This window comes from Rahnella bonaserana (assembly GCF_019049675.1).
GTDB classification, from domain to species: domain Bacteria; phylum Pseudomonadota; class Gammaproteobacteria; order Enterobacterales; family Enterobacteriaceae; genus Rahnella; species Rahnella bonaserana.
On record NZ_JAFMOW010000064.1, the window covers coordinates 19,650 to 40,651 of the forward strand.

At 50.3% G+C, this 21,002-nt stretch carries 19 protein-coding genes; 15 read left to right on the forward strand and 4 right to left on the reverse strand.

The features are described from left to right. Nucleotides 1-35: 35 nt before the first annotated feature. Complete coding sequence (locus J1778_RS14210) at nucleotides 36-569, forward strand: GNAT family N-acetyltransferase (RefSeq protein ID WP_217173713.1); 534 nt, start codon at nucleotides 36-38, stop codon at nucleotides 567-569. Nucleotides 570-633: 64 nt separating this feature from the next. Here J1778_RS14210 and J1778_RS14215 read toward each other — a convergent pair whose 3' ends face one another. Then, the gene (locus J1778_RS14215) at nucleotides 634-2,181 is read right to left on the reverse strand and encodes a methyl-accepting chemotaxis protein (protein WP_217173714.1); all 1,548 of its coding nucleotides are present in this window, start codon (nucleotides 2,179-2,181) and stop codon (nucleotides 634-636) included. A 409-nt stretch (nucleotides 2,182-2,590) separates the two neighbouring features. Between J1778_RS14215 and J1778_RS14220 the strand changes: the two genes are divergently transcribed. Together J1778_RS14220 and ovoA are read left to right on the forward strand one after the other, a co-directional pair. Further along, a complete protein-coding gene (locus J1778_RS14220; RefSeq protein ID WP_217173715.1) occupies nucleotides 2,591-3,715 on the forward strand; it encodes a tyrosine-type recombinase/integrase in 1,125 nt (374 codons plus the stop codon). A 147-nt stretch (nucleotides 3,716-3,862) separates the two neighbouring features. After that, complete coding sequence (ovoA, locus tag J1778_RS14225; RefSeq protein WP_217173716.1) at nucleotides 3,863-6,004, forward strand: 5-histidylcysteine sulfoxide synthase; 2,142 nt, start codon at nucleotides 3,863-3,865, stop codon at nucleotides 6,002-6,004. Nucleotides 6,005-6,462: 458 nt separating this feature from the next. Here ovoA and J1778_RS14230 read toward each other — a convergent pair whose 3' ends face one another. Further along, entirely contained in the window at nucleotides 6,463-6,630 is a 168-nt protein-coding gene (locus J1778_RS14230) for a YhfL family protein (protein WP_120163809.1), read from the reverse strand. Nucleotides 6,631-7,134: 504 nt separating this feature from the next. On the opposite strand from J1778_RS14230, the gene J1778_RS14235 reads away from it, so the two are divergent. From J1778_RS14235 to J1778_RS14250, 4 genes are all read left to right on the forward strand, one after another. Then, nucleotides 7,135-8,643 (forward strand): tannase/feruloyl esterase family alpha/beta hydrolase, encoded by a 1,509-nt coding sequence (locus tag J1778_RS14235; RefSeq protein ID WP_338019644.1) that lies wholly within the window; start codon nucleotides 7,135-7,137, stop codon nucleotides 8,641-8,643. Between the two features lie 172 nt (nucleotides 8,644-8,815). After that, nucleotides 8,816-9,433 carry a TetR family transcriptional regulator gene (locus J1778_RS14240; protein WP_217173718.1) on the forward strand — a complete coding sequence of 206 codons (618 nt, stop codon included), beginning with the start codon at nucleotides 8,816-8,818 and terminating at the stop codon, nucleotides 9,431-9,433. Beyond that, complete coding sequence (locus J1778_RS14245) at nucleotides 9,426-9,761, forward strand: SMR family transporter (protein ID WP_217173719.1); 336 nt, start codon at nucleotides 9,426-9,428, stop codon at nucleotides 9,759-9,761. The genes J1778_RS14240 and J1778_RS14245 overlap by 8 nt, the downstream gene beginning before the upstream one ends. A 35-nt stretch (nucleotides 9,762-9,796) precedes the next feature. Further along, nucleotides 9,797-10,663, forward strand: a complete 867-nt coding sequence (locus J1778_RS14250) for a helix-turn-helix domain-containing protein (RefSeq protein WP_217173720.1) — start codon at nucleotides 9,797-9,799, stop codon at nucleotides 10,661-10,663. Nucleotides 10,664-10,755: 92 nt separating this feature from the next. Here J1778_RS14250 and J1778_RS14255 read toward each other — a convergent pair whose 3' ends face one another. Next, the gene (locus J1778_RS14255) at nucleotides 10,756-11,535 is read right to left on the reverse strand and encodes a (S)-acetoin forming diacetyl reductase (protein ID WP_217173721.1); all 780 of its coding nucleotides are present in this window, start codon (nucleotides 11,533-11,535) and stop codon (nucleotides 10,756-10,758) included. Nucleotides 11,536-11,759: 224 nt separating this feature from the next. On the opposite strand from J1778_RS14255, the gene J1778_RS14260 reads away from it, so the two are divergent. The 3 genes from J1778_RS14260 (at nucleotide 11,760) to ompC (ending at nucleotide 14,238) form a co-directional block, all read left to right on the forward strand. Further along, nucleotides 11,760-12,173, forward strand: a complete 414-nt coding sequence (locus J1778_RS14260) for a hypothetical protein (RefSeq protein ID WP_217173722.1) — start codon at nucleotides 11,760-11,762, stop codon at nucleotides 12,171-12,173. Nucleotides 12,174-12,331: 158 nt separating this feature from the next. Beyond that, a complete protein-coding gene (locus tag J1778_RS14265) occupies nucleotides 12,332-12,520 on the forward strand; it encodes a hypothetical protein (protein ID WP_217173723.1) in 189 nt (62 codons plus the stop codon). A gap of 602 nt (nucleotides 12,521-13,122) precedes the next feature. Beyond that, the gene (ompC, locus tag J1778_RS14270; protein WP_217173724.1) at nucleotides 13,123-14,238 is read left to right on the forward strand and encodes a porin OmpC; all 1,116 of its coding nucleotides are present in this window, start codon (nucleotides 13,123-13,125) and stop codon (nucleotides 14,236-14,238) included. A 347-nt stretch (nucleotides 14,239-14,585) separates the two neighbouring features. Here ompC and J1778_RS14275 read toward each other — a convergent pair whose 3' ends face one another. Beyond that, nucleotides 14,586-15,806: an amino acid deaminase gene (locus J1778_RS14275; RefSeq protein WP_217173725.1), complete on the reverse strand. Its 1,221-nt coding sequence runs from the start codon at nucleotides 15,804-15,806 to the stop codon at nucleotides 14,586-14,588. Nucleotides 15,807-16,007: 201 nt separating this feature from the next. On the opposite strand from J1778_RS14275, the gene J1778_RS14280 reads away from it, so the two are divergent. From J1778_RS14280 to J1778_RS14300, 5 genes are all read left to right on the forward strand, one after another. After that, a complete protein-coding gene (locus J1778_RS14280) occupies nucleotides 16,008-17,438 on the forward strand; it encodes an N-acyl-D-amino-acid deacylase family protein (RefSeq protein WP_217173726.1) in 1,431 nt (476 codons plus the stop codon). 68 nt (nucleotides 17,439-17,506) lie between these two features. Next, entirely contained in the window at nucleotides 17,507-17,902 is a 396-nt protein-coding gene (locus J1778_RS14285) for a RidA family protein (RefSeq protein ID WP_217173727.1), read from the forward strand. 151 nt (nucleotides 17,903-18,053) lie between these two features. Next, entirely contained in the window at nucleotides 18,054-19,544 is a 1,491-nt protein-coding gene (locus J1778_RS14290; protein ID WP_217173728.1) for a sodium:solute symporter family protein, read from the forward strand. Continuing rightward, a complete protein-coding gene (locus J1778_RS14295) occupies nucleotides 19,541-20,404 on the forward strand; it encodes a 2-dehydro-3-deoxygalactonokinase (protein ID WP_217173729.1) in 864 nt (287 codons plus the stop codon). Before J1778_RS14290 ends, J1778_RS14295 begins: the two co-directional genes overlap by 4 nt. Next, on the forward strand, nucleotides 20,391-20,993 hold the full coding sequence (locus J1778_RS14300) for a 2-dehydro-3-deoxy-6-phosphogalactonate aldolase (RefSeq protein ID WP_217173730.1): 603 nt from the start codon (nucleotides 20,391-20,393) through the stop codon (nucleotides 20,991-20,993). Before J1778_RS14295 ends, J1778_RS14300 begins: the two co-directional genes overlap by 14 nt. Nucleotides 20,994-21,002 lie beyond the last annotated feature (9 nt).

Sequence of the window (21,002 nt, forward strand, 5' to 3'; positions counted from 1 at the left end):
GGCGCTTATTGAGAGAACTTATAAAGAGCCCGGTCATGACATTAATCTCATCCTCAACAATAACTCTGCGTCACTTAAATATTGCCGACCTTCCGGTATTAACCCGCTACCGGCAAAATCCCGACGTTGCCCGATATCAGAGCTGGGATGCCTTTACGCAAGATCAGGCGAAAGCAATGTTTGGGGAAATGCAGACTCTTACTTTTGGTACCCCGGATAACTGGTTTCAGGTCGCCATCGAACACCGTGAATTCGGTATGGTGGGTGACTTCGGGTTGCACTTTGTTGATGATTTTCAGGTGGAAATTGGCGTAACGATAGACCCGAAATGGCAGGGAAAAGGGATTGGGAAAATGGCCCTGAAGCTGCTGCTGGAGTATTTATTTGATACACTCGGAAAGCATCGGGTATATGCCATCGCTGATGTAAGAAATGAAGTCAGCAGTCGTTTGTTCTTAGCGGCAAATTTCAGACGCGAAGGATCCTTTATCGAAAACTGTTTTCTGAAAGGTGAATGGTGCAGTGAATATTTGTACGCTATGCTGAATCAGGAATGGAAAAGCCAATAATTTCATTATTCATCCTGTGCCATAAATAAAGGCGGCTGATATCCGCCTTTATTATTTTCAAATATTAGCGGAATATCCCAACCGCCTCTACCAGTCTTTCGGCTTGTCGTTTCAGCCCGGAAGAAGCACTGGCGCCTTCCTGAACCTGAACCGAATTCTGATGCGTGATGCGGTCAAGTTCTTCAATGGCTTTGGCGATATCAAGCAGGCCGAGATTTTGTTCGCTGGTGGCACTGCGGATCTGGCCAATCAGGGAAGAAACATTTTGTACCTGAGATACTATGTCAGCCATCGTTTTACCTGCCTGATCTACCTGTTTCGATCCCGATAACACCGTTTCCACGCTGGTGTCGATCAGTCGTTTGATCTCACTGGCCGCACTGGCGCTTCTTTGTGCAAGACTACGGACTTCACCGGCAACCACCGCAAATCCTTTACCCTGTTCTCCGGCGCGGGCGGCTTCGACGGCGGCATTGAGTGCCAGAATGTTAGTCTGAAAAGCAATGCCATCAATGACATTGGTGATGGTTGCGATCTTGCGAGAACTGTCGGTGATTTCCTGCATGGTGCCGACCACTCCCTGCATCGCATTACTGCCTTTTTCCGCTGCCTCACTGGCAGTCAGTGATAACTTGTCCGCTTCGGCGGCAGTTTGCGTATTGCTCTCAACGGTCGCACTCATTTCATTCATCGCCGCCGCGGTTTCCCCGACATTAGCCGCGGTCTGTTCTGTTCGCTGACTCAACGCTTCGTTACCGCTGGCCAGTGATTCACTTGCAGTGCGAACCTTATGCGCCTGCTCGCTAACATCATCAACCATCCACCGGCAGATCAATCCGAGCTGTCCGACCGAGCGTAGTGTCATTCCAATTTCATCGACACGTTCCATCGGGGTGATCGTATGACTCGCACCGCTGGCAACAAGCAATGTCTGATTGCAAAGTTGTTCAACCGGACGTGTTATCTGACATTCCAGCCAGAAACCCAGGAGCAAAATGAAAAGCGCGTTCAGGGCATATGCGATGCTCAGCTGCATGGCTGGCAATATAGCTAAAGAAGAAATGGCTACAGAGTTGAGGATGAGCAAAGCGATCAGTCCGCTGCGGATCCGCCAGCGAACCGAAAGTGTTTTTAGTAGCGACAGGCCACGTGTCAGACCGGTGCGGATGAGCAATCCGCGATGCAACCGCCGGTTGTTCAGTTCGCCACGATTCATTTTGTCGTAAAGCGATTGTGTGTCTTTGATTTCGGCGGCGGTGGGTTTGGTGCGAACTGAAAGATAACCTTTGGTTTTCCCGGCACGAATAACAGGAACGACATTGGCGCGAACCCAGTAATGGTCACCGTTACGACGACGGTTTTTTACCAGCGCAGTCCACGGAAAACCTTGCTGAAGTGTGGCCCACATATCCTTAAAAGCGGAAGGAGGCATGTCGGGATGACGAACAATATTATGAGGTTGCCCGATAATATCTTCACTGGCAAAGCCGCTGACCTCAATAAAAGCATCATTGGCGTAGGTGATATGGCTTTCGGCATCCGTTGTCGACATTAGTGTAGCGTCGTCAGGATACTGATATTCCTGTTGTGAAACGGGTTGGTTATTGCGCATGGTGACATTTCCGTAGTCAGACTGCGAATTGAAAGAGATAAAGGATCCTTAACTATTAACATGTCGGCACGAGAAAAATTTTCTTTAGGGAAACCTGTATTCTCCTTTCAGGTTGTTCAAAGTCAGCCGCCTGAACTTAGCCCTGCAAGACCATGTGTATGGATTGATTTATCGACAATACGTACCCTGTAACGACGATTAAACATGCGTGCATCCCTAAAATTGTCCATTTTGCTGGTTTTATTACCCGCCAGTGACACCATTATCGTTCTGCTAAGTCCTTTATTTTTCTTTATAGATTGTCAGTGTGACTCCAGACTTAATAGGTCTGGAGTCATAAACCTTTTGCCTAAGATCCTGTGACTTGTTATAAAACCGCCCTGTGACTTTTTCAGGTGAAATAGGGCTAATGAGCAACGCGCTATCCGGAACGATCAACGAAACACATTTTGCTGCCGAGAATGTTGGCCGGCATGTGCTTGCCTATCTTCAGAATGTGAAAATGACGCCGCTCGCAAAGCTGGATGATTTTGACGAAGAGGGTAACGCGACAGTCGGGCAGGTGATCAATGTCTGGATCCGGCTTTCATTGATCCTGACACGCCGTCGCCCGGAAATTGCCGTTTCCTCTTTAATGAAACATGTCCTGCCGGTGATTGGCGATGTGCCACTCAACAAAATTAGCCGCCTGCGTCTGAATCGTTTATTCAATGTGTTGTTAGCGGACGGAAAAATTTCCGAAGCCAAAAGGGTATTTGCCCTGTGTAAGCAATTTTTTGGCTGGGCGGAAACGCAGGGATATCTCGCCCATTCGCCCTTGAGTTCCATGAAACGCCGTGACGTCGGGGGAAGAAATACGCCGCCGCGCGAGCGGGCATTAACCGATGCTGAAATCTGGATTTTCTGGCATGGTCTTGATTTATGGGATATTTCGGAACAATGTCGATGGGCGTTACGCCTTTGTTTGTTGACCGCAAGGCGTCCGGATGAAATTGTACGCGCCAGAAAAGAGGAGTTTCATCTGCGGATTGGCGTCTGGCGGCAGGGTACACGTAACAAATCAGCTCGCGATCACAGCCTGCCCCTGACATCTTTAATGGTGACCTGTGTGGAAGCATTGTTGGCGGCCAGTCCAATAAATAGTCCGTGGCTGGTTCCGTCTCCGCTCGATGCACAAAAACCGTTATCCCGCGGCGCGGTCACTCAGGTGATCCGGCGTATGTTACGTGCGGAAAGAGGGCTGGGGATTGAACCTTTTGCGACCCGCGACTTGCGAAGGACGGCCAGATCTAAATTATCCTCCCTGAATGTCCCTAACGATGTTGCCCGCAAAATTATGAACCATTCCCTCGAAGGCATCGACCGTGTTTACGATACTCACGACTATCTGTCGCAAATGAAACAGGCGCTGGAAGCATTTTCTGACAATATTCAGGGCATTATTAGCGCGCCGGATTACTTCGATTTGCGCCATAAATTCGAAGGTGAATCGCTGCAAGTTCCGCGAATATCGTTACTGTATATGGAAAGATAAGCTTTTTTCAACGCTTTTCAAACACCTTCTACTTTGGACAGTTTCACGACTAACAGACCGGCCAGCGCGCTGCGGAAAAGAGCCGCTGATGTCAGCTGCTACACTTGAATATTGATTTGGCGTTGCCAGAAGACAGAGGAATTAATGATGCTTTCACAACCAGAGAACGCTAACGGCCTGCCGGAACCGACGCAGACAATTTTACTGAGTACCGGAACGGCGGAACAAAAACGTCAGGAAATACGTGATTATTTTATTCAGACCTGGGAACTGTATGAGAGCCTGTTTGATTGTCTGGCGGACGAACGCGCTTATTTCAACAAAGCGATTTCCCTTCGCCATCCGCTGATTTTCTATTTTGGCCATACCGCCACTTTTTATATCAATAAGCTGATGGCTGCCGGCCTCATTCCGGAGCGTATTGATTCCCACATCGAGGCGATGCTGGCGATTGGCGTGGATGAAATGAGCTGGGACGATCTCGACGATCAGAACTATAACTGGCCATCGGTTGCCAATCTCAGAACATATCGCAACAAAGTTCGTGAAGAAGTACTGGGCATTATCGATACCATACCGCTGAGTTTACCGATCGACTGGAACAGCCCGGCCTGGGTGATCCTGATGGGTATCGAGCATGAACGTATTCATCTGGAAACGTCCAGCGTACTGATCCGCCAGTTACCTGTGGAGTGGGTTAAACCTCAGGCACATTGGCCTGCCTGTGAACTGGCAAGACATGACAGAAAAACAGTGCCAGAAAACGAAACCGTCGCGGTAAAAGGTGACGTTGTCACGCTTGGCAAGCAGGATGACACATACGGTTGGGACAACGAATACGGCACTTCAGAACATAAAATTCAGGCATTTAAGGCCAGTAAAATGCTGGTGAGCAACGCCGAATTCTATACTTTCATCGAGGCAGGGGGCTATCAGGACGCTCAGTGGTGGGATGAGGAAGGTGATGGATGGCGTGAGTTTGCGCAGGCAGACATGCCGACATTTTGGGTCGGTTCGCCGCGTGAACCTGAGCAACTGAAATTACGTCTGATGACTGAAGAAGTGCCGATGCCGTGGGACTGGCCTGCTGAAGTCAATCAGCTGGAAGCAGCGGCTTTTTGCCGCTGGAAAGCGAAACAAACCGGTGAGTCTGTTCAGTTGCCAACCGAAGCAGAATGGATGATTTTACGTAATCAGTTGCCTGGCGATCAACCAGACTGGCAGACTGCGCCGGGGAATATCAATCTGGCCTGGTGGGCGTCATCTTGTCCGGTAGATCACTTCGCTCAGGGCGATTTTTACGATGTGGTTGGGAACGTCTGGCAATGGGCGTCAACTCCAATCAGCGGGTTTGATGGTTTTCGCGTCCACCCGTTATATGACGATTTTTCAACGCCGACCTTCGATGGTAAACATTCTATGATCAAAGGCGGAAGCTGGATTTCAACCGGTAATGAGGCGCTGAAATCTTCGCGTTATGCATTCCGCCGTCACTTCTTCCAGCATGCAGGTTTTCGGTATGTGGTGTCCAGTCATCAGGAAGTCGTGACAGTAAATCCTTATGAAACCGATGGTCTGGTGGCTCAGTATCTGGACTTTCAGTACGGTCCAGTTCACTTTAACGTGCCAAATTACGCCGAACAACTGGTTGATATAGCGGTGGAAAATGTCAGTCAGAAAGGCAGGGCACTGGATATCGGTTGTGCGACGGGTCGTGCCAGTTTTGAACTCGCCCGTCATTTTGATGCCGTCGTGGGCATGGATTATTCCGCCCGGTTTATTGATGTCGCTCTGGCTTTGGCACGCGGTGAAGCATGTCGATATGTGATCCCGGAAGAGGGCGAACTGGTCGATTATTGTCAGGCGACGCTGGCGGATGTGGGAATAGAGACGAAACAGACAGAGCGAGTCAATTTTGTGCAGGGTGATGCCTGTAACCTTAAACCTCAGCCCGAATTGTACGATCTGGTTCTGGCTGCAAACCTGATCGACCGCCTGCGTGAACCGGAACGTTTCCTGAAAGATATCGCACCAATGATTCGTTCTGGCGGACTGCTGATGTTGTCATCTCCCTATACCTGGCTGGAAGAATTCACGCCAAAAGAGAACTGGTTAGGCGGTTTTCGTGAGAACGGAGAGGCGGTGACCACTTATCAGGCTTTGCGCCGTTTGCTGGCCAGTGATTTTGCGGAAGTTCAGCAACCACACAATGTGCCGTTCGTTATCCGTGAAACTGCCCGAAAATTCCAGCACACCGTCGCGCAATTAACGCTATGGCGTAAACGATAAAACGTTACTTTAGAGAACTGAGGCGGTCGCTTTGCGGCCGCTTTTTTATGCCTTCGTAGATCGTATTGATATTAACGGGTGCTGATTTCCTGAAAGACTGAAACGATCACTGATGTTTAGCTTGTCACCGTTGTTGATGTTTTAAGCATTTTGAATGTTGTAACTAAATGCATAGGGTTATAATCATATATACTCTCGCCACAATGCCGCCGTAATTTATGTCACCGGTAAGTTGACTCAGATTATTCCACTGAACTCCTGAGCAACAGTCACTTTTAATAAGTGATGGGGCACCGTATGCCGAAGTGGGATATCGTTAAAAATAAACGACAACGGTCTAAAAGACAGGATTTACAAGCGGTATCTGTTGGATGTTTTAAGAAAGTATTAAGAAACAGACGTGTTATTAAATAAATGCCGGACATCATCGCCCGGCATATTTTACACTGAAAATAACATTATTTTTCAGTTGGGCCGCAACCACCAATCATTTTAGAAATTGAAATGGCGGGGTGAAGTAAGTACATGTAATCGCAATTTTTTTCTTTATTATAGACGCTGCCTGTACAACCAGAAAGCGTAGAGACCACAGCAGCCAGGACAAACAACTTGACTAAAGACTTCATGTAAATTCCTTTTCAAAAAGTTGATTAATATTAATCGCACCCGCAACCAGGCAGGCGGAAGCAATATACCTTTAATTACCGATGAGAGACAAATTAAAAATTAGATTTATTTCATTCACCATGCCAATATTAAACACCCAGGCATTTATATCATTCATTAAAATGATAGTTCACAATGGGGATATTATTTTAATTGCATAAGGCCTGGTGTAAAAATATAAAAACCAGTTCTACTCATAAATAAGGAGGCTATTAAACCTGAGTTCATTTATTTGCGTGATGAGATGCGTATGCCATATCCATAATGTCGTGAGTGACTAATTCCTGCACGGAGGGCTGTTTTCGCAGATCATTTAATGACAAACTGCCACTTTTACGCAACGGGATGACAGTTGTCTGATGAATGCGCGTTTTTGTACTTTTTGTTTTGCGTTGTTCTTCGCTAATTTGTTCTCAGAAAATTTAGCCGACGCGTCCCCGGCAGGTATAACCGAGGCGCAATGTGTGGCCCTGAAAAATACCCGCATCGACGCTGCCAGAATTGGTTTGCCCACACGAGGCGCGGTGGTGACTAATGTTGCAATGGCCGGGCATCCTGGTAATCAGCACTGCAAACTGGAAGGGCTAATTAAACCTGTAGATGTGAAAGCCCCCGACATTAATTTTCAGCTTTACCTGCCCCTCATCTGGAATGGTAAGGCCCTGCAGCTCGGCGGCAGCGGATTTGATGGTGCCGTGAAAGATGCCGATACTGCACGGCTGGCTCCAGCGGCTACACCCGGCGCGCTGAAACAAGGTTACGCGACTTTTGGCAGCGATTCCGGCCATCAGGGCGGCGTATCCGATGCATCTTTTGCGCTCAGCCAGGAAGCCTGGGACAATTTTGCCGGTGCTCAGATTAAGAAAACTCACGATGCCGCGGTTGCACTCATCACACAAGCTTACGGTAAAAAACCGTCGCGCCTTTATTTTCAGGGCAATTCTCAGGGTGGACACGAAGCCCTTGCTGCAATTCAGCGCTTCCCGCTCGACTATGACGGCGCGATAGCCATTCATCCGGTATACAACGTCGTCGAACTGCACATGGCAGGTATCCGTATCGGACAAGCCATTTACAACACGCCGGGCGCGTGGATCTCTCCGGCCAAAGCCGCGCTGATTACCAATGCTGTAACCGGTGCCTGCGACAAACTGGACGGTCTGGCCGACGGCGTTGTCGCTAACCCTAATGCCTGCAGCGCCACATTTAAAATAGCGCATCTGCGTTGTCCGCAGGGCAAAGATACCGGCGCAAATTGTCTTTCAGATACGCAAATTGCTCTGGTCGGAATGCTGAGTCAGCCGGTGCCGCTGGGAATCAAGCTGCCTACCGGCGATCACTTTGCGCCCTGGCCGATACTACGTGGCGCTGACGCTTCCGCGCTGGTCAGCGTATTCGGTTCCGGCGCAGACAAGCCAAAACCCGAAGCCACAAATATCATTATTTCCTTTCCTTACATGATGGGCGATCAGGCCGTTCGCTATGAAGTCATGCGTGATGCAGATTATGACTCCCTGGGATTCGATCCGGCTGCTCACCAGGCGCGCCTCAAAGAACTGGCCTCGCAGGTTGATAACGCCGATGCGAACCTCCGCGCATTTGTACAGCACGGCGGTAAGTTGCTGATGATGCACGGAACCGCAGATATGGCGGTTCCGCCGGGCAATACCGTGGCGTATTACGAAAAGCTCAAAGCCGAGTTTGGCGAGAAAGAACTCCGTCAGTTTGCCCGTTTCTATCTGGCTCCCGGCTTTACGCACAGCAGCGGGACTTTTCGCGCGAGCTGGGATTCGCTCGGTACGCTGGATAAGTGGGTTGATCATGGGATCCCTCCCGGGCAACAGATCATGATTGATGTCAACAAAGCGACGGCTGGGCGGGAAATGCCCTTATGTGATTACCCGTTGTACCCGAAATATAACGGGCAGGGTGACATCAGGTCAGCGTCCAGTTTCGTCTGTACAGCTCAATAAGCGGTCAGAGAACATCAGGCTGATGTCATTCGCAGCGGGTACACTTTTCACCGAAGGTGCAAGTCATTCACCTATATAAAATCACAGGTGAATGAACGTTCTCAAAAAATCTTGAACATCCGTCCAAGTCTTGGCATTATCCACATCTGCCTACTCTGCTTCGGATGTTTCATTGGTCTACCTGTGTAAAGAAGCGCGCCGCAATACCATTCTGGAAGCTGCTGCGCGAATTGCCCGCCGTGAAGGACTGGCCGCGACCACCGTTCGTCGTGTCGCGCAAGAAGCCGGTGCGGCCACCGGTCAGGTTCATCATCACTTTTCCAGCGCCGCTCAGTTACGGGCTCAGGCCTATACGCAGGTGATGAAAATTCTCAAAGCCCAGCTTGAGGAAAAATCTCTGACGCTGACAGCCCGCGAACGGTTAAACCTGTTGCTGGTTGATCCGCAAGACGAAGAATCCCTGATCGCCATCCCTCTGTGGCACCAGGCCATGTTGCTGACCGAGCAGGAGCCGCTGATGAAAGCCGCATTTGCGCTTTCAGTGGCTGACTGGCATGAGCTGGTTTCCGATGCCATTCGCTTTGGCAGGCAGAAAGGGGAGTTTGTGCAGGGCGAATCACCTGAGCATATTTCCTGGCGACTGATTGGCCTGAGCAGCAGTATGGATGCCATGTCGCGACTGGAAACTATCGGACTTAGTTCGACCTGCGCGCAATACAACCTCAGCCGCGCCATTGAGAATGAGCTGTATGCTCATCACTCTTGCAGTAAGGAAACGACCGATGTTTAAAACCTATTTGCTTCTCGGGCTGGCTATTGTGGCCGAAGTTATTGCGACCAGCAGTCTGAAAAGCTCGGAAGGATTCACCCGTTTATGGCCAAGCGTCGTCACGCTGATGGGCTATACGATTGCCATCTTCTTATTATCTCTGACGCTCAAAACCCTCCCGACCGGTATTGCTTACGCCATCTGGTCCGGTGTCGGTATTGTTCTGGTCTCTGCTATTGGTTGGTTTGGTTACGGACAAAAGCTGGATACTCCGGCGATTATCGGCCTGGGGTTAATCATCGCAGGTGTCATCGTAGTGAACGTGTTTTCAAAATCTGTTGCGCACTAAGTCGCGCGACGTTATAGCAGCACAGGGAGTTCATTTTGCAGAGCGAACAAAAACCTGATTTTCACGATGACCTGATCACAGAGTTACTCTACTGGATCGAGGTCAACTTAAGTGACCGTCTGACCATGGAAAAAGCCTCGAAAAAAACCGGCTATTCTCCGTGGTATCTTCAGCGTTTGTTTAAAAGTAAAACGGGTTACGCACTGGGCAAATACATCCGGGACCGCCGTCTGACCATGGCGGCGATCGCGTTACGTCTTACCAATATGCCAATCCTCGATATTTCGTTGTATTACTCTTATGACTCGCAGCAAACATTCACCCGTTCATTCAAAAAGAACTTTGCAGAAACACCGGGAATGTATCGCCGCAATGCGTCATGGACAATGAACGGGATCACCGCACCGCTGACCGTCGACGAGTTTCCTCAACCGAAATATGAAATTGTCGATTTGCCGGAAATGGCGTTCGAAGGGGAAACAGTCGTCCATTCTTACCCGATAGAAGCTTTGTTCAACAGTAAAAACCACGTTCATCGTGCCGAATTACTGCGCTATCTGGAAACGCCGGAATCCCTTCTGGCGCCGGTTTGGGGGCTTTCAGATTGCCGCCCTGACACTCACGACGAAGTCGCCAATGCCCTGCAGATGGAATACACCGTGGCACATCAGGTCAAACTGAGTGACAGCCATACCATTCTGATTCCGGCCAGCCGTTATCTGAAGATCAATTATCCGTACGATCTCAGCCGGCTGAATGATTTTATCCTATATCTGTATTCGGTATTTTTACCGACGCTGGGTCTGGAGTTCATCATGCAGCCCGATCTCGAAAAGTATTCGCGTGAATCCGCGCTGAACGGTGTGACCTGCGAATACTATATTCCGCTGGCACAGCAATGAGTGGATCTGCAGCAGACTAATCAGGTTGTACTGAAGGTATGTTGCAAATAGAAAAGCCTCCCGGAACGAGAGGCTGGCGGGCGGGAAGGGGATCAGTTAAAGACCATACCGCCGTCAATCAACAGTGACTGACCGGTCATATAATCTGAATCCGGGCCTGCGAGATAGGAAACACAGGCGGCCACATCTTCTGGTTCTGAAAGACGTTTGAGCGTGATGTTTTTTGCAAACTCCTGCGTACCATAACCCGCCGGTTTACCGGCTGCGGCAGAAACCTGACGGTCAATTTCTTCCCACATCGGGGTTTTGACGATCCCCGGACAATACGCATTCACGGTAACTCCAAGATAAGCCAGATCGCGTGCAGCAGTTTGCGTCAGGCCACGTACCGCAAATTTACTCGAGCTGTAAATCGCCAGTTCAGGATTGCCTACATGTCCGGCCTGCGAACAGGCATTGATAATTTTGCCACCATGTCCGGCAGCTTTGAACGCTTTCACCGCTGCCTGAATCCCCCAGATCACACCTTTCACATTGATATTATAAACTTTGTCTACAATTTCAGGCGTGATGTCTTCGATGAGAGTGGTCGGCGCAATACCGGCGTTATTGACGATAACGTCGAATCCGCCGAGCTGTTGAGTTGCAGCTTCTACCGCAGCAAAAACTTGTTCGCGGTCTGACACATCGGCAAGCAAGGCAACCGCTTTGCCACCGGCATGGTTAATTTCTCCGGCGACTTTTTCCGCCGTCTCTGCATTGTAATCCACGACAGCGACGGCAAAACCATCCTTCGCCAGACGCAGCGCAATTGCCCGGCCAATCCCCTGACCACCACCTGTCACTAAAGCCACTTTTCCATTTTTAGACATACCACTATCCTCTATGTATTCGGTATCTTTCAGGTGCTGCGCGCAAGGCACGGTCTGACCGACCCGATTCCCTTACGTGAGCTGCTTACTGGTTTACGCCAGAGCGCCGGGATGTGCAATTGTTAGCCACGGTCATTAACTTATAGAATTCAAATAGGTAGCCAGGTACATTTACGCAAATAAACCAGAAACGCACTGGAATGGGAAATACCCGGGATAGAGAAATGAGCCATACCGATGTTATTGCTTTTCACGAGCGTCTGACCGCGCTTGTACGCTCTTTACAAATTGCGCCGCAGGTTGCGGAGAATCAGGTGCTTGACCGGATGGCGTTAAGCTTCCGAAAACTGCTTAACTTTTTAGCAGAAGATGATGCAAGCACCCAGCAGGCCTTTTTATTGCCTCCTCAGGCACAGGAAACGCAACGATTACTGTGTGACCTGATGGCTGAAAATCTTTCAGCAAGTCAGGAGAATAAGCTGTTTCGTGAGGATATTTCCGCCGAGCTGATGGCACAATGTTTTACCGGCATTCTGGTGCAACTGGCACAAAGGCCGGGAGATCCACAAACACGTCATCAGCAGAGTCTGGCGTGTGCGAAGCTGTTCTGCGAGGGTGTCTGGCCCGGGAAGTTATAGTTCAAAAATTCATAAAGAAAGCATAAATCGTTGGTTCTGTTTGCAGGAAGAAAAGGGTTAACTGAGGTCATTCCAGCAAAAGATACTGTCTGCTACGAGTCTGAAAAGCTAGTTGCATAAAAGCTTTAATCAGAAACCGTGAATAACCGGAGGCCTGTATGTCAACGACTGCTCAAACTGCTGAACATCGTTCCTTATGGCAGCGTATTACTCAAAGTAAGCCGCGCCACCAGACTGAAGAAATGGCGCAAGATACATCGCGTCTGCTGGAGAGTTTTCTGGCAACAGGTTGCCTGTACGGTATTGATGTGGGGAACAGTGACCCGGCCTGGTTTCGCCGCCCCTGACCGCTACACCCGTTTAATGCGTTTCAGCTACTGGAACGAGCTGTGCGATTAACCTTACTTTCTCCTGATAGTGCTTGTTGTACCCTAAATGACGGGTGTTGCCCTTGTGTCTTGCACAATGCCAGCCTCCGTTATGAAGGTTGTTGTGGAAAGTCTCTCTGACCTCGTCGTAGAAATTTTAGTTCTCTCTCAATTGTTGAGCCCATAACTTTCGCCGGTTATGGGTTTTTTTATGCAAAAAAAACCCCGCAGTCAGGCGGGGTAAATTATAAAGCCGCTAAAGGGGATACGGCGCGTTCTGTGAAGTTAAAACCAAGGAAGGGTAAATCGAATTCCAGTGATGATGCCGGAACCCAAAATTAAATTATCACACTCCATTGCCTGACTATAAATATAAATTTTGTATGTGTTTTAATGTATTATTCACGATGGATATTAAAAAACCATTCAGAAATAATTAGCAATAAATAATAAAACCAAAAGAGATAATTTATCTACTGAGCAACGGAACTCTGTGGGTAGTATTAACACGAGCTAAGACTCATTGATAATGTATATATAATAAATTCAAACATTCAATTAAATGATAAAGGAATGACATCATGAAATTAAAAGCATTGGCAATTATCATCCCGGCATTACTGGTTGCAGGCGCAGCTCATTCAGCAGAAGTTTATAACAAAGATGGCAACAAATTAGATCTGTACGGTAAAGTTGATGCCCGTCATCAATTCTCCGACAACGTTGGCGATGATGGCGATCAAACCTACGTTCGTGTCGGCTTTAAAGGCGAAACTCAAATATCTGATTTAATGACCGGCTATGGCCAGTGGGAATATAACGTCCAGGCAAATAATTCTGAAAGTAATGGCAATGGTACTGCAGGCAACGCTACCCGTCTGGGCTTTGCGGGTCTAAATTTTGGTGAGTATGGTTCCTTTGACTACGGCCGTAACTACGGTGTTGTATACGACGTTGAAGCATGGACTGATATGCTGCCTGTTTTCGGCGGTGATACTTATACAACTTCCGATAACTTCATGGTCGGTCGTACCAATGGGGTGGCAACCTACCGAAATACTGATTTCTTTGGCGAAGTGAAAGGCTGGAACTTTGCACTGCAGTATCAGGGTGCAAATGACGGTGAAAATGATTCTGAAGGGACGAATAACCATCGCGATGTAGGTCACCAGAATGGCGACGGTTATGGTTTATCCACCACTTATGACTTTGGTATGGGTGCCAGCATAGGTGCAGCTTATGCATCTTCCGACCGTACAAATGATCAGTCAGCAGATAACCGTGGAGACAAAGCAGATGTCTGGACCATCGGTGCAAAATACGATGCAAACAATGTTTATCTTGCCACCATGTATGCTGAAACTCGTAATATGACAATGTATGGTGACTCTGCAATTGCAAATAAAACTCAGAACTTTGAAGTAACTGCGCAATATCAGTTTGACTTCGGTCTGCGTCCTGAGGTTTCTTATCTGCAATCGAAAGGCAAAGACCTGAATAACGGAAATGGTGGTAACGATAACGACAAAGACCTCGTTAAGTATGTTTCTGTAGGTGCTAATTATTACTTCAACAAAAACATGTCGACTTACGTTGATTACAAAATTAACCTTCTTGACAACGATGATGAGTTCTACAGTAATCAAGGTATCTCTACTGATGACGTCGTAGGCGTAGGCTTACAATATCAGTTCTAATCTCTGAAATTTATTATCGAACAAAATAACGAGCAAAGCCCATCTTCGGATGGGCTTTTTTTCGCATTACTGATTTTTATGAACAGTTTGTTAATATTATATTGATAAGTTTAATCGCAAAAGCATTCTTCTGTTTCCCCTTTATCCGCACTGAAAAAACTCTAAAGTGGGGGCCATTTTTGTTGATCGCTACAGTCTTGACTGGATCATCCTCGGTACCTTCTTCTACTGGCGTCTGGCCCACGGAAAGTGGCTCTGGGAATACCGCTAAGCGCATAACGCTAAAAAGCCCGCCGGCGTTTGTCTCAGGCGGGCTTGTTGATCACGCAGCACAACCTGGGCTCCCGTCAGAATGCGGTCTCCAGTGTCTCCAGCACGTTGTAATCCTCATCGACCAGCAGCAGCGCTTTCCATTTGTCAAAGGTCAGACAGGGATGGGAGGTGCTGAAGACCAGAATATCTTCCACCTGCACGTCGGCCTCAGGAGTCAGTTCGAGCATCGCGTGCTGGTCCATAATACCCGTGGTTTTGATGCTTCTTGCCGTCAACGGAAGTGCTTTACCCTGACGGTAATGCGCCACCGGCTGCGGCAGACCTGCGTCGAAGGCGCAGTCGCGCTTGCCGAAGTTCACAATCGCTCGGCCACTTTCCGGCACCGATTGCACCATTGCAACCAGTTCCAGCGCTGAAACCAAATCACCCCCCAAATCACAGGCCACGCGGTCGCGGGCCATCAGATCCTCTTGTGCCAGCTGATAAATGCCTGCGTCGTGGGTGATGTAGCAGCCGGGGCGAATTACCACGCGGCAGTTTGCCGGTTTTTGTGCTTCCAGCCAGACGTTACACACTACGTCATACCAGACTGTTCCTGCGCCCGTGAGGATAAATTCCCCTTCGACATACCGCTCAAGCTGGCAGGCAAGGGCTGCGGCATCACGTAACAATGCTTCCACTTTGGGCCGCGGATTTTCTCCGTGCAGCACCCCCTCGTAAAGTTCGAGACCGCGTAAATGTAAGCCCGGCAAACCTGAAATCTCTTCTGCCAGCAGCAAGGCCTGCGCTGTGGTACGGCAGCCGCAGCGCCCGCCGGGTACGCCGAGCTCGATCAAAATATCCAGCTGCTGGTTTTGCGCGCTGAAAAATGCCGAAAGGGTTTTGGCATTGGCAAGGCTGTCAACGCAGCAGAGGTAATCGACGTCCTGATATTCATGTTTTAGCGCTGAAATAAGCTGCATATTGGCTTTACCCACCAGCTGGTTAACCATCAATACCCGCTTTATGCCGCTTACCATCGCGATACTGGCTTGCCAGGCGCTGCCCACGCCAACGGCCCAGGCGCCAGCACGCTGCTGTTGCTGAAAAATCCACGGAGTCATGGTGGTTTTGCCATGAGGTGCCAGCGATACGCCACGGATATCGGCATAGCGTTGCATCCACTCAATGTTATTTTCCAGAGCGGATTGTTTGATCACAGCGGCGGGCAGGCAGACGTCTTCATTCAGTATGTTGGCTGGAGAAAAAAGGATCGCTGACTTGTGCGGAACGAGGTTATCTTGGTGGTATTTCATAACATAATTCCTTTCATTTTCTTAGTCTTTTATTATAAATACCAATTCTAATTTAATGATAAATAAGTATTTTTATTTTAATCACTCAAATTTATGAATAAAAGTATCAGATTAGTGTGTGCGTTTTGTGTAGTCTTCCACTGTTTTTCATCCTTGTAAATGGTTAAATTTAACCCAGAACACTATGAAGGGCAGGAACGTATGAAGTTTGATTATCTGTTCAGAAACGTTACGGTCATTGATGGCAGCGGAGGGGAACAATACCGCGCCGATGTTGCAGTGCAGGGTGACCGTATCGCTGAAATTGCGCCGGCAATCCGTGGTCAGGCTGTGCATGAAATCGACGGTACCGGCCGCGTGCTGGCGCCGGGATTTATTGACGTGCATACACACGACGACATCAATGTGATCCGGCTGCCGGAGTATCTGCCTAAGATCAGTCAGGGCATTACTACGGTGATTGTTGGCAACTGCGGTATCAGTGCAGCCACGGCGACCATTAAAGGCCACGTGCCAGACCCGATGAATTTACTCGGTGAGGCGAAGCATTTTATCTACCCGACGGTAAGCGCTTACGCTCAGGCCGTTGAGCAGGCGAGACCGGCGATTAACGTCGGTACGCTTATCGGCCACACGGCATTGCGTAATAACCATATGGATGACCTGTTACGCACCGCGACGGCAGAAGAAATAAGCGGGATGCGCGCAGAGCTCAGACTGGCGTTGCAGCAGGGTGCTTTGGGGCTGAGCACCGGCCTGGCTTATTCTTCGGCATTTCACTCTTCGACGGAAGAAGTGATGGCGCTGGCAGAGGAACTCGCTGCACAGAAGGGCATCTATACCACGCATTTGCGTTCCGAGTTTGAGCCGATTCTTGAGGCACTCGATGAGGCGTTTCGCATTGGTCGTCACGGCAACGTGCCGGTGGTGGTGTCCCACCACAAATGTGCCGGAGCGAAGAACTGGGGCCGTACGGTGGAAACTCTGAAGCTGTTCGATAAAGTGCGCGAAACGCAGGATGTCTCCTGCGATTGCTACCCGTATTCGGCCAGCTCTTCTACGCTGGATCTCAAACAAATCACCGACGAGTTTGAAATAGTTATCACCTGGTCAGAGCCGCATCCGGAAGTGGCCGGGCAGTCGTTACAGCAGATTGCGCAAAGCTGGTCGATGTCACTACACGACGCTGGAAAATTACTGATGCCCGCCGGAGCCATTTACTACAACATGGACGAGCGCGATGTCCGGCGCGTGCTGAGTTATCCGGTCACGATGGTGGGTTCCGACGGACTGCCAAACGACCCGATGCCGCATCCACGTCTGTGGGGCGCATTTCCCCGGGTGCTTGGCCATTACAGCCGCGACGAGAAACTTTTCCCGCTGACGGTGGCGATTCACAAGATGACGGGCATGTCCGCGGCGCGTTTCCAGCTTGCTGAACGCGGGCTGGTCAGACAGGGCTATTTCGCCGATCTGGTGATGTTCGACCCGCAAACCGTGCGCGATGTGGCCAGTTTTAGCGATCCCCAGCAGCCTGCGGCGGGTATCGAAGCGGTGCTGGTCAACGGCGTAATGAGTTATGGACTGGATAAACAGGTTATCGGTCGCGCCGGGCGTTTTTTACGCCGGTAGAATTTTGCGGGGAGAGCCAGACGCTGTTCCCTGAGCACGCATTTATACAGTATGCATAAGGAGCAATGATGAGTATTAAACGTTACGGAGTGGGCGGGAGTAAGGGAACGGGCGGTCAGTCATTGCCGTTTGCCAAAGCCGTAGAGGCGGGCGGCTGGCTTTATGTTTCCGGGCAAACACCGATGAAAGATGGCGAAGTAGTGGAAGGGGGCATTATCGAGCAGTCGCGCCTGGCTATCCAAAACTGCGTGGACATCATGGAGAGCGCCGGCTACACCCTGGCGGATGTGGTGCATGTGAAGGTGTTCCTGACCGATGCGCGTTATTTCCAGTCCTTTAACAAAGTGTTCAGCGAGTTTTTTTCCGCCCATCCTCCGGCCCGCGTCTGCTGTGTTGCGGATCTGGTGGTGGATTGCAAAGTGGAAGTGGACCTGACCTGTTATAACGCTGAACGCGTGAAGTAATTATTCCGTAATCAGGCCGGATGTCCTCTGCGTGCATCCGGCCTAATAAAAGATATTTATAAATAATTCAGGTGCGCTACGAACGTGCCAACGGGCTTTCTTTGTCTTTTTTCAGGGAGCCATTGCAACTTAATTAATCTGGAAGTGAGCCATGAATAATTATTCTTTTCTTATTTGGTTTGCAATATATGCATGCGCCATGATTACACTAGGCTGGTATGTGTCACGTAATCAGAAAAATGGCGATGACTTTTTATTAGGCGGACGTTCATTACCCTTAATTTTGACGCTGGGATCCACCGTAGGCACGATGGTCGGTACGGGGTCGAGCGTCGGCGCGGTGGGCTTCGGTTACACCAACGGCTGGGCCGGCATGCTGTATGGTCTGGGCGGCGCGGTAGGTATTCTGCTGCTGGCCTGGTTGTTTGCGCCGGTGCGTAAAATGCGTTTTATGACTATGAGCGAAGAGATCTCTTATTACACTGGCGGCAATAGAATCATTAAGAATGTCGTGGCGATATTAATCTTTATTGCATCTATTGGCTGGCTTGGGGCGCATATTCTTGGCGGCGGATTATATCTGTCATGGGCAAGCGGAATTGATATTAATACGGCGAAAATTATTATTGCAGCAGCCTTTGTGGTTTATGTCGGTATTGGTGGATATTCCGCAGTGGTATGGATTGATACCGTGCAGTCGTTAATTCTGTTTATCGGTTTTATCCTGATGGCAGCGCTGGCGGTACATCACGTTGGTGGCTGGAGCCATATCCAGCAGGCCGTCGATCCGGCAAAACAAAGTCTGTTCGGGGTGGATAAACTCGGCATCCTGCCTGCTTTTTCTCTGGCAATGGTAATTGGCGTCGGGGTACTGGCCACGCCTTCCTACCGCCAGCGTATTTATTCCGCCAAAAACGTGGGCACGGTGCGTAAATCCTTTGTGATCACCGGTTTGCTCTATCTGGGCTTCTCCTTCCTGCCCGCGATCATTGGTATGGCCGCTTACACGATGAATCCGGCACTGGCAAACAGCGGCTTTGCCTTCCTGTTCGCCACCCAAGTTTTGCCACCTGTGCTGGGAATGGCAGTGCTGATTGCGGGAATGTCAGCCAACATGTCTTCGGGCAGTTCTGACGCGATTGCCGCCGTCTCTATCATGCTGCGTGACCTTTACACTCTGATCACCGGTCATATGCCTGCACCAGAAAAGGCCATCCGCATGTCGCGTATTTCCCTCGTGCTGGTGATCGGGCTGGCACTGATCTTCGCGCTGACCTCCAACGACATCATCAGCTACATCACCAAAATGATTTCGATGATCATGTCCGGCCTGTTTATCTGCTCAATACTGGGGCGATTCTGGATACGTTTTAACTGGCAGGGTGCGATAGCTGCGCTGATTGGCGGCGCCGGGACCTCACTGGCGATGCTGGTAAACGACAGCTGGATGAGTTTCTGGGGTAACCCGGTGGTGCCGTCTGTGTTGATGAGTCTGGGCTGCGCGCTGGTCGTGACGCTGGTAACACCGGCCAACAAAATGAGCCGCGAAGAGGCACTGGAGATGATAACCCGCGAACGCGAAAGCCAGCCTGAGCCGGTACCGGTGCCGTTGGGCAAACACGCGACCGGGAGTGCACGATGAGCGGGGATTATATTGCCGTTGACTGGGGATCATCGCATCTGCGCGCCTGGTTATACCTGGACGGGCAGTGCGCGGATAGCCTGCAACTACCTTATGGCATCAGCCGGCTGGTGGATCAAACCGTCCGTGAGGTATTCGCGCAATATATCCAGCCGTGGCGTGGTAAGGAAGTTCTTCCCGTGCTAATGGCCGGCATGGTCGGCAGCGATGCAGGCTGGCACACGGTGCCTTATCTGGCTTGCCCGGTGTCGTTACAAACATTGAGCGCGCAACTTTTTGAGGTCGCCCCGCAGATCTGGATTGTGCCGGGCCTGAATACGCCGCACAACGTCATGCGCGGTGAAGAAACACAGTTGCTCGGCGCGATGCAGTTGGCGCCTGACACCTGTTACGTTCTGCCCGGTACGCACAGCAAATGGGTGCAGGTAGCAGAGGGGGCGCTCAGCGGGTTCACCACGGCGATGACGGGCGAACTGTATCACCTGCTGATGCAGCATTCCCTGATTGGCAGAGGCTTAACTTCACAGCACGATGATGACCGGGCGTTTGAAGCTGGCCTGCAACGCGGGCTGGAATCGCCCGCATTAGTGAACAGGCTGTTTGAAGCGCGTGCGCGGCGGGTACTTGGGGAACTGGATCCGGGATCGGTCGGCGACTGGTTGTCCGGGCTGCTGATTGGTGCGGAAGTGGAGGCAATGCGCAGTGAATTATCCGTCAGTCAGGTCACTCTGGTCGGGAGTGAATCGCTGTGTCGTCGTTACTGGCTGGCCTGTGAGCAGGCGGGCATAACGGTGAATGAAATTGCGGGTGACACCGCTTTCCAGCAGGGAATAAGGAGCATTCTTGATGCACGACGCTAAACTTTTGGTCGCGATTTTGCGCGGCATTTATCCTCACGAGACCATTGATCATGTCGGCGCACTGATTGAAGAGGGCTTCCGCTACATTGAGATCCCGCTGAACTCGCCGGACTGGCAGAAAAGTATCGCTGAAATGGTCACGCGTTACGGCGACTCGGCGTGCATCGGAGCGGGAACGGTGCTGAAGGTTGAACAGGTTGATTTTCTGGCAAAGATCGGGGCAAAGCTGGTGGTGACGCCGAATACGCAGCCCAGGGTGATCCGTCGGGCTGTCGATGCCGGAATGTGGGTTTGTGCCGGTTGCGCCACCGCTACCGAAGCGTTTACCGCTCTGGAAGCCGGGGCACAATGGCTGAAGATTTTCCCCTCGGCGGCATTCGGACCGGCGTACATTTCCTCCCTGAAGGCGGTGTTACCGCCGGAAGTCCCGGTGCTGGCGGTGGGAGGGGTCACGCCGGAAAATCTGGCGGAATATTTACGTGCCGGTTGTGCCGGGGCAGGGCTCGGCGGCGATCTGTATCGTGCTGGTCAGGATGTCGAAACCACCCGCCTTCAGGCACGGCGGTTTATGGCAGCATGGCGTAGTTAAAACCCTGAT

Bases quoted from the DNA above. Each gene is read 5' to 3' on its own strand.
- J1778_RS14255 (WP_217173721.1), bottom strand. From the start codon at position 11,535: ATGTCTAAAAATGGAAAAGTGGCTTTAGTGACAGGTGGTGGTCAGGGG.
- J1778_RS14295 (WP_217173729.1), top strand. From the start codon at position 19,541: ATGAGCGGGGATTATATTGCCGTTGACTGGGGATCATCGCATCTGCGC.
- J1778_RS14285 (WP_217173727.1), top strand. From the start codon at position 17,507: ATGAGTATTAAACGTTACGGAGTGGGCGGGAGTAAGGGAACGGGCGGT.
- ompC (WP_217173724.1), top strand. From the start codon at position 13,123: ATGAAATTAAAAGCATTGGCAATTATCATCCCGGCATTACTGGTTGCA.
- J1778_RS14300 (WP_217173730.1), top strand. From the start codon at position 20,391: ATGCACGACGCTAAACTTTTGGTCGCGATTTTGCGCGGCATTTATCCT.
- J1778_RS14220 (WP_217173715.1), top strand. From the start codon at position 2,591: ATGAGCAACGCGCTATCCGGAACGATCAACGAAACACATTTTGCTGCC.
- J1778_RS14230 (WP_120163809.1), bottom strand. From the start codon at position 6,630: ATGAAGTCTTTAGTCAAGTTGTTTGTCCTGGCTGCTGTGGTCTCTACG.
- ovoA (WP_217173716.1), top strand. From the start codon at position 3,863: ATGCTTTCACAACCAGAGAACGCTAACGGCCTGCCGGAACCGACGCAG.
- J1778_RS14290 (WP_217173728.1), top strand. From the start codon at position 18,054: ATGAATAATTATTCTTTTCTTATTTGGTTTGCAATATATGCATGCGCC.
- J1778_RS14275 (WP_217173725.1), bottom strand. From the start codon at position 15,806: ATGAAATACCACCAAGATAACCTCGTTCCGCACAAGTCAGCGATCCTT.
- J1778_RS14265 (WP_217173723.1), top strand. From the start codon at position 12,332: ATGTCAACGACTGCTCAAACTGCTGAACATCGTTCCTTATGGCAGCGT.
- J1778_RS14245 (WP_217173719.1), top strand. From the start codon at position 9,426: ATGTTTAAAACCTATTTGCTTCTCGGGCTGGCTATTGTGGCCGAAGTT.
- J1778_RS14215 (WP_217173714.1), bottom strand. From the start codon at position 2,181: ATGCGCAATAACCAACCCGTTTCACAACAGGAATATCAGTATCCTGAC.
- J1778_RS14260 (WP_217173722.1), top strand. From the start codon at position 11,760: ATGAGCCATACCGATGTTATTGCTTTTCACGAGCGTCTGACCGCGCTT.
- J1778_RS14210 (WP_217173713.1), top strand. From the start codon at position 36: ATGACATTAATCTCATCCTCAACAATAACTCTGCGTCACTTAAATATT.
- J1778_RS14280 (WP_217173726.1), top strand. From the start codon at position 16,008: ATGAAGTTTGATTATCTGTTCAGAAACGTTACGGTCATTGATGGCAGC.